Genomic DNA, 5,894 nt, shown 5'->3' with positions numbered 1-5,894 from the left:
ATAAATAGCCTTCTAGCGACTGCATTGGTCTCAATTCACAAGGATGTCTCATGTTACTGCCTTCATCACTTCACGCTTTTGTGCACACCACCTATCAACATTTGCTAGAGCAACAACCGAGCATTGCACAGTGGTCCGAGCCATTGAAAAAACAGCTGTTGTATGTGGTCGGGATGAGCCAGTTTATCAATGAAGCATTATTGCGAGATGAATGGTTGTGTATGCAATTACCGGAAATGTTGGCGGGAGAGTCAAGGCTAGAGCATTACCGAGACGATCTCGCTATACAGCTAGAAGATTGCAAAGATGAAATGTCAGGGCATCGTATTTTGCGTCAGTTTCGTAACCGGGAAATGGTGTACATCGCTTGGCGAGATTTCACCGCCAGTTGGACGTTAGAAGAGAGCCTTGCACATCTTTCAGCACTGGCGGAAGCACTCATTTTTGAGACTTACCAGTGGCAGTACGCTGTTTGCTGCTTCGAGTGGGGAACGCCAACTAACGACCAAGGTGAAGCACAACCTATGCTGATCATCGGTATGGGCAAATTAGGTGGCGGTGAGTTGAACTTCTCGTCGGATATCGATCTCATTTTTACTTATCCTGAAAACGGTGAAACACAAGGCGCTCGCCGCAGTATCGCGAATGCGCAATTTTTTACCCGTTTAGGCCAGCGAATCATTAAAGCGTTGGATCAACATACCTTTGACGGTTTTTGCTACCGAGTTGATATGCGTTTGCGTCCTTTTGGTGAGAGTGGCCCACTGGTGATGAGCTATGCGGCGCTCGAAGATTATTACCAAGAGCAAGGGCGTGATTGGGAGCGTTATGCGATGATCAAAGCTCGAGTAATGGGGCGGGAAATGTATCCGCAGTACCAAGAGCTGCGTCAAATGCTGCGACCATTTGTGTTCCGCCGCTACATCGATTTTAGCGCCATTCAATCGCTGCGCCGTATGAAATCGATGATCAGCAGCGAAGTGAGACGTCGAGGGCTGCATAACAACATCAAATTAGGCGCAGGCGGGATCCGCGAAATTGAATTCATCGCACAAGTATTTCAGTTAATTCGTGGTGGACGAGAACCCAGTTTACGTCAGCGTGGACTATTAGAAACACTGGTTGCAATAGAAGAACTTGCCCTGCTCAAACCGCAAGAAGTGGCCGATTTACGACAAGCTTATCTGTTTTTACGTCGCCTTGAGAACCTATTGCAAGCGATGGCCGACAAGCAGACGCAAACCTTGCCAGACAATGAACTGGATCAACTTCGCTTAGCTGTTGCTATGCAATGCACTGACTGGGTAACGCTGCTTCACGAAACGCATCAACACATGACTAAAGTACATCAAGTATTTGCAACTCTGATTGGCGATGATGAAGAAGAAGATGACCACTGCGTTGCTAAACATTTTCACGAGCTGTGGGATATGGCGCACAAGCCAGATGTGCTTGAAACGATTTTTCAACAAGAGCTTACCTGTGATGATCCTGCCGGCATGGCGCATGTATTGATCCAATTTAAAGAGGATTTGGCGAAAAAAACGCTGGGCCCACGCGGACGAGATGTATTAAACCGGTTGATGCCAAAACTGTTCCAAGCGATTTTTATTCACCCAGATGCGCAGTTTGGCTTACCTCGTGTGCTGCATTTGATGTACAAAATTGTGACTCGAACCACTTACCTTGAGCTGCTAGATGAACACCCTGCGGCATTGACGCAGCTGGTGCGTTTATGTACCGCAAGCCCGATGATTTCGGAACAGCTTAGTCGTTACCCTATTTTACTCGATGAACTTATCGACCCGCAGCATCTCTATAATCCAATGGAGTTGTCCGCTTATAAAACTGAACTGCGTGATTTTCTTGCTCGTATTCCCGAAGAGGATATGGAGCAGCAAATGGAAGGATTACGCCAATTTAAGCAGATCTGCATTTTGCGTATTGCTGCTGCTGATATTGCTGGTGCTTTGCCTGTGATGAAAGTGAGCGATCACTTAACTTACCTTGCTGAAGCCATCGTTGAAGCTGTGATCAACCAAGCTTGGCAGCAAGTCAGTGCAAAATACGGCCAACCCACTCATTTAAAAGAGAGGGATGGTAAAGGGTTTGCAGTCGTTGGCTATGGCAAAGTGGGGGGCTGGGAGTTGGGCTACAATTCCGATCTTGATATCGTGTTTCTCCATGACTGCCCAGTGGATTGTTACACTGATGGCGCAAAAGAGATTGATGGCCGTCAGTTTTATTTGCGCTTAGCCCAGCGCGTGATCCACATTTTTGCCACTCGTACCGCCTCTGGTATTTTGTATGAAGTTGATACTCGTTTGCGCCCGTCCGGAGCGTCCGGTTTGTTAGTTAGCCCCGCTGAAGCGTTTGATGAATACCAGCGCAATGAAGCGTGGACGTGGGAACACCAAGCCTTAGTTCGTGCCCGAATGATTTATGGTGATGAGCCACTGCAACAGGCTTTCCATCGCACCCGTCATGAGATTTTGTCATTGGCAAGAGATGAAACCAAGCTCAAGCAGGATGTAGTCGCGATGCGGATAAAAATGCGCGATCATTTGGGGGGAAAGAAAAGTGGCCGTTTTATGCTTAAACAAGATGCTGGTGGCATCACTGATATTGAGTTTTTAGCTCAATATCTAGTGCTGCGTTTTAGTCATGAAAAGCCAAAGTTGACATTTTGGTCAGACAACGTACGCATTTTTGAGTCACTGCTGAACCAAGGTGTTATGGAGGAAGAACAAGCGCTGGCTCTCACCGATGCCTATACCTCAATGCGCAATCAGATCCATCATCGAAACTTGCTTAACTTGGATGCGGATGTTGACGAAAGTAAGTTTGTTGACCTGCGAAAACGAGTCACAAACGCTTGGCAGCAGTGGCTAGGTTGAGTGTTTTAGAGACTCAATGAGCTGTGTTACACTCAGCGCAATAACAAAAATTGGAGATCCACAATGAAACCAATCCTACCTGACTACAATGATGCAGGTGTATTGATTATTGGCGATGTGATGCTTGATCGCTACTGGTATGGCCCAACTGGTCGCATCTCACCAGAAGCCCCCGTTCCTGTAGTAAAAGTAGAGAATAGCGAAGAACGTCCAGGCGGCGCGGCAAACGTTGCAATGAACATTGCTTCGCTGGGCGGTCATGCGCACATTGTTGGTTTAACTGGCGTGGATGAGCCTGCTAACGTTCTGACTGAAACGTTAACAGCGTTGAAAGTGAGTTGTGATTTTGTTGCTCTGCCAAATTATCCAACCATTACAAAATTACGCGTGCTAAGCCGAGGCCAGCAACTGATCCGTTTGGATTTCGAAGATAAGTTTGAGAACACCGATCCAGAACTGATTTTATCTCGCATGGAGCTGGCGTTACCGAAAGTAAAAGCGGTGATCTTGTCCGATTACGCCAAAGGCGCATTAGAGCATGTGCAGCAATTAATCCAAAAAGCACGTGCAGCCAACATTCCCGTTTTTATCGATCCTAAAGGAGCCGATTTCGAACGTTATCGTGGCGCAACATTGCTCACACCTAACATGTCTGAATTTGAACAGGTCGTAGGCAAAGTAAAAACAGAGCAAGAGCTAGTAGAAAAAGGCTTTGCCTTGATTGAACAGTTTGATCTTGGCGCGCTGTTGGTGACTCGCAGCGAACATGGCATGACACTATTACAACGCAATCAGAAGCCATTCCATTTACCAACATTAGCCAAAGAAGTGTATGACGTAACGGGCGCGGGAGATACGGTGATTTCAGTGCTGGCGGCATCAGTTGCGGCAGGTAAACCACTTGATGAAGCGTGTGCATTAGCCAATGCGGCGGCGGGTGTTGTGGTTGGGAAATTGGGCACTTCAACCGTTTCAACCATTGAACTAGCGGAAGCGGTTCACGGTAGCAAAGATACTGATTATGGTGTCATCAGTGAACAAGCCTTAATTGATGCGGTAAAAGTAGCTCAAGCTCAGGGCGAAAAGGTGGTGATGACCAATGGTTGCTTTGATATTTTGCATGCAGGACATGTTTCTTATCTTAACCACGCAGCCAAATTGGGCGATCGCCTGATTGTTGCCGTTAACACGGATGAGTCGGTTAAGCGTTTAAAAGGCCCAGGTCGCCCAGTCAATACTACGGATCGCCGTATGGCGGTACTGGCTGCATTGGGCGCTGTCGATTGGGTGGTTCCTTTTTCTGAAGATACGCCACAGCGTTTGATAGCGGCTGTACTACCTAACTTACTGGTGAAAGGTGGTGACTATAAACCTGAAGATATCGCCGGTGGTGAAGAAGTGATTGCGGCGGGTGGAGAAGTCAAAGTGTTGAACTTTGAAGATGGTTGCTCAACCACAGAAATTATTGAAGCGATTAAAGGCGGCAGAGGCTAACATCGCGCCGCATCCTTTGGCTGATTGTATCAAATGAGCCAATCGCTACAAAAAAGCCGCTGAAAATTCAGCGGCTTTTACTTTTTTAGCTGTCTGCTTTTAAGCCAGCGTTGATATCTAAAATATCTTGCTCGCTCAATGTGCCTACCGCTTGACGCAATTGCAGTACGCTCAGTACATAGTCATAACGTGCGTTAGAGAGATTTTTATTCGCATCGTAGAGACGGCGCGTTGAATCAAGCACATCAACAATAGTTCGCGTACCGACATCAAACCCTGCTTCGGTCGCTTCCAGTGCTGATTTCGCTGAAATAACTGACTGCTCATAAGCACGTAAAGCGCCAATAGAGGCATTGATGTTGTTGTTAAATGCGCGTACATCTTTCACAACGCTGCGATACGTTTTTTCTAAATCTTGGCTTGCAGCAACGTACGCAAATTCAGCTTGTTTGGTTTGCGAAGTGGTTTTTCCGCCAGTGTACAATGGCACCGCAAGGTTAATACCGACATTAAAATCGTTATAATCGCCTTTAGAGCCGCTGTTATTATTACTTTCATCGCCGTACTTGTAGCCGCCATCAAGAGTCAGTGAGGGTAAGTGCCCTGAACTTGCTAATGAAATATTATCTTTCGCGACATCTTGAGCAATACGAGCGGTCAGCAAAGAGAGATTTTTCTGTTGGGCTTCTTCAAGCAGAGCATCAATCGGCTGTGTTGTTTTGCTGGCTGAAAAGCGATTCGTATCCAACACACTTAAATCAGAATGTTCTTGGCCGGTAATTTCACGCAAGGTTTCATAACTATTAGTGAGGCTATTTTTTGCCAAAACTTCATCAGCAAGCACGCCATCGTATTGCGCTTGTGCGTCATGCACGTCAGTAATTGCAGAAAGACCGACTTCAAAACGTTGTTTCGTTTGCTCTAATTGACGAGCCACTGCCGCTTTTTCTGCACGGACAAATGCCAAGTTATCTTTGGCGCGAAGCACTTCAAAATAGGCTTGTGCAACGCGTAAAATCAGACCTTGCTGGGTGGCCGCATAGGCAGAATCCGCTTTGCGTGCATTCTTTTCTGCCGTGTCTAAAGAAACCCAACTTGAACGTTGATAAAGCTGCTGAGAGAAACTGATGCCTGCTGTGAGCTTATCACTTTCGCGTGCATCAATATCACTGCGGTTGATATTGTAACCAGCGGTCAGGTTGATTTGTGGTAACAGATCGCCACGGCTAGATGTTACCGCTTCAAATGCAGCATCACGTTGAGCTGCAGAGCTCAGTAACTGAGGATCATTTTCTTTGGCTTGATTATAGATTTCAGTAAGAGTATCCGCCCATACTGAAGAACTCAGGCTGCCTAATGCTGCGCTGATGAATAGTGGAAGCAGTTTTTTCATTGGTCCTATTCCCTGCCTTAATATGTAAGAAGGTTACTTTTAAGGAGTTTAACTTAAATTGGTGGTAATTCACTCGAAACTTTGCACTTTTTTACACATAACTGTCCATC

3 protein-coding genes are annotated in these 5,894 nt (G+C 46.4%); 2 read left to right on the top strand and 1 reads right to left on the bottom strand.

The genetic code is table 11. The annotated features are described in order from the left end of the window. Positions 1-50: 50 nt before the first annotated feature. Together glnE and hldE are read left to right on the top strand one after the other, a co-directional pair. Positions 51-2,897, top strand: coding sequence for a bifunctional [glutamate--ammonia ligase]-adenylyl-L-tyrosine phosphorylase/[glutamate--ammonia-ligase] adenylyltransferase (gene glnE, locus B9J84_RS04180; RefSeq protein ID WP_094123601.1), 2,847 nt, complete (start codon positions 51-53; stop codon positions 2,895-2,897). A 63-nt stretch (positions 2,898-2,960) separates the two neighbouring features. Continuing rightward, positions 2,961-4,391, top strand: a complete 1,431-nt coding sequence (gene hldE, locus B9J84_RS04175; protein ID WP_017050463.1) for a bifunctional D-glycero-beta-D-manno-heptose-7-phosphate kinase/D-glycero-beta-D-manno-heptose 1-phosphate adenylyltransferase HldE — start codon at positions 2,961-2,963, stop codon at positions 4,389-4,391. An 85-nt stretch (positions 4,392-4,476) separates the two neighbouring features. Here the strand turns inward: hldE and tolC are convergent, their stop codons facing one another. Continuing rightward, positions 4,477-5,784 (bottom strand): outer membrane channel protein TolC, encoded by a 1,308-nt coding sequence (tolC, locus tag B9J84_RS04170; RefSeq protein ID WP_017046499.1) that lies wholly within the window; start codon positions 5,782-5,784, stop codon positions 4,477-4,479. Positions 5,785-5,894 lie beyond the last annotated feature (110 nt).

Origin of the sequence: Vibrio sp. V03_P4A6T147 (assembly GCF_002241085.1) — a bacterium.
Lineage (GTDB): Bacteria > Pseudomonadota > Gammaproteobacteria > Enterobacterales > Vibrionaceae > Vibrio > Vibrio anguillarum.
Note: the sequence above shows the minus strand (reverse complement) of the source record. Positions and strands in the feature narration are given on the sequence as shown.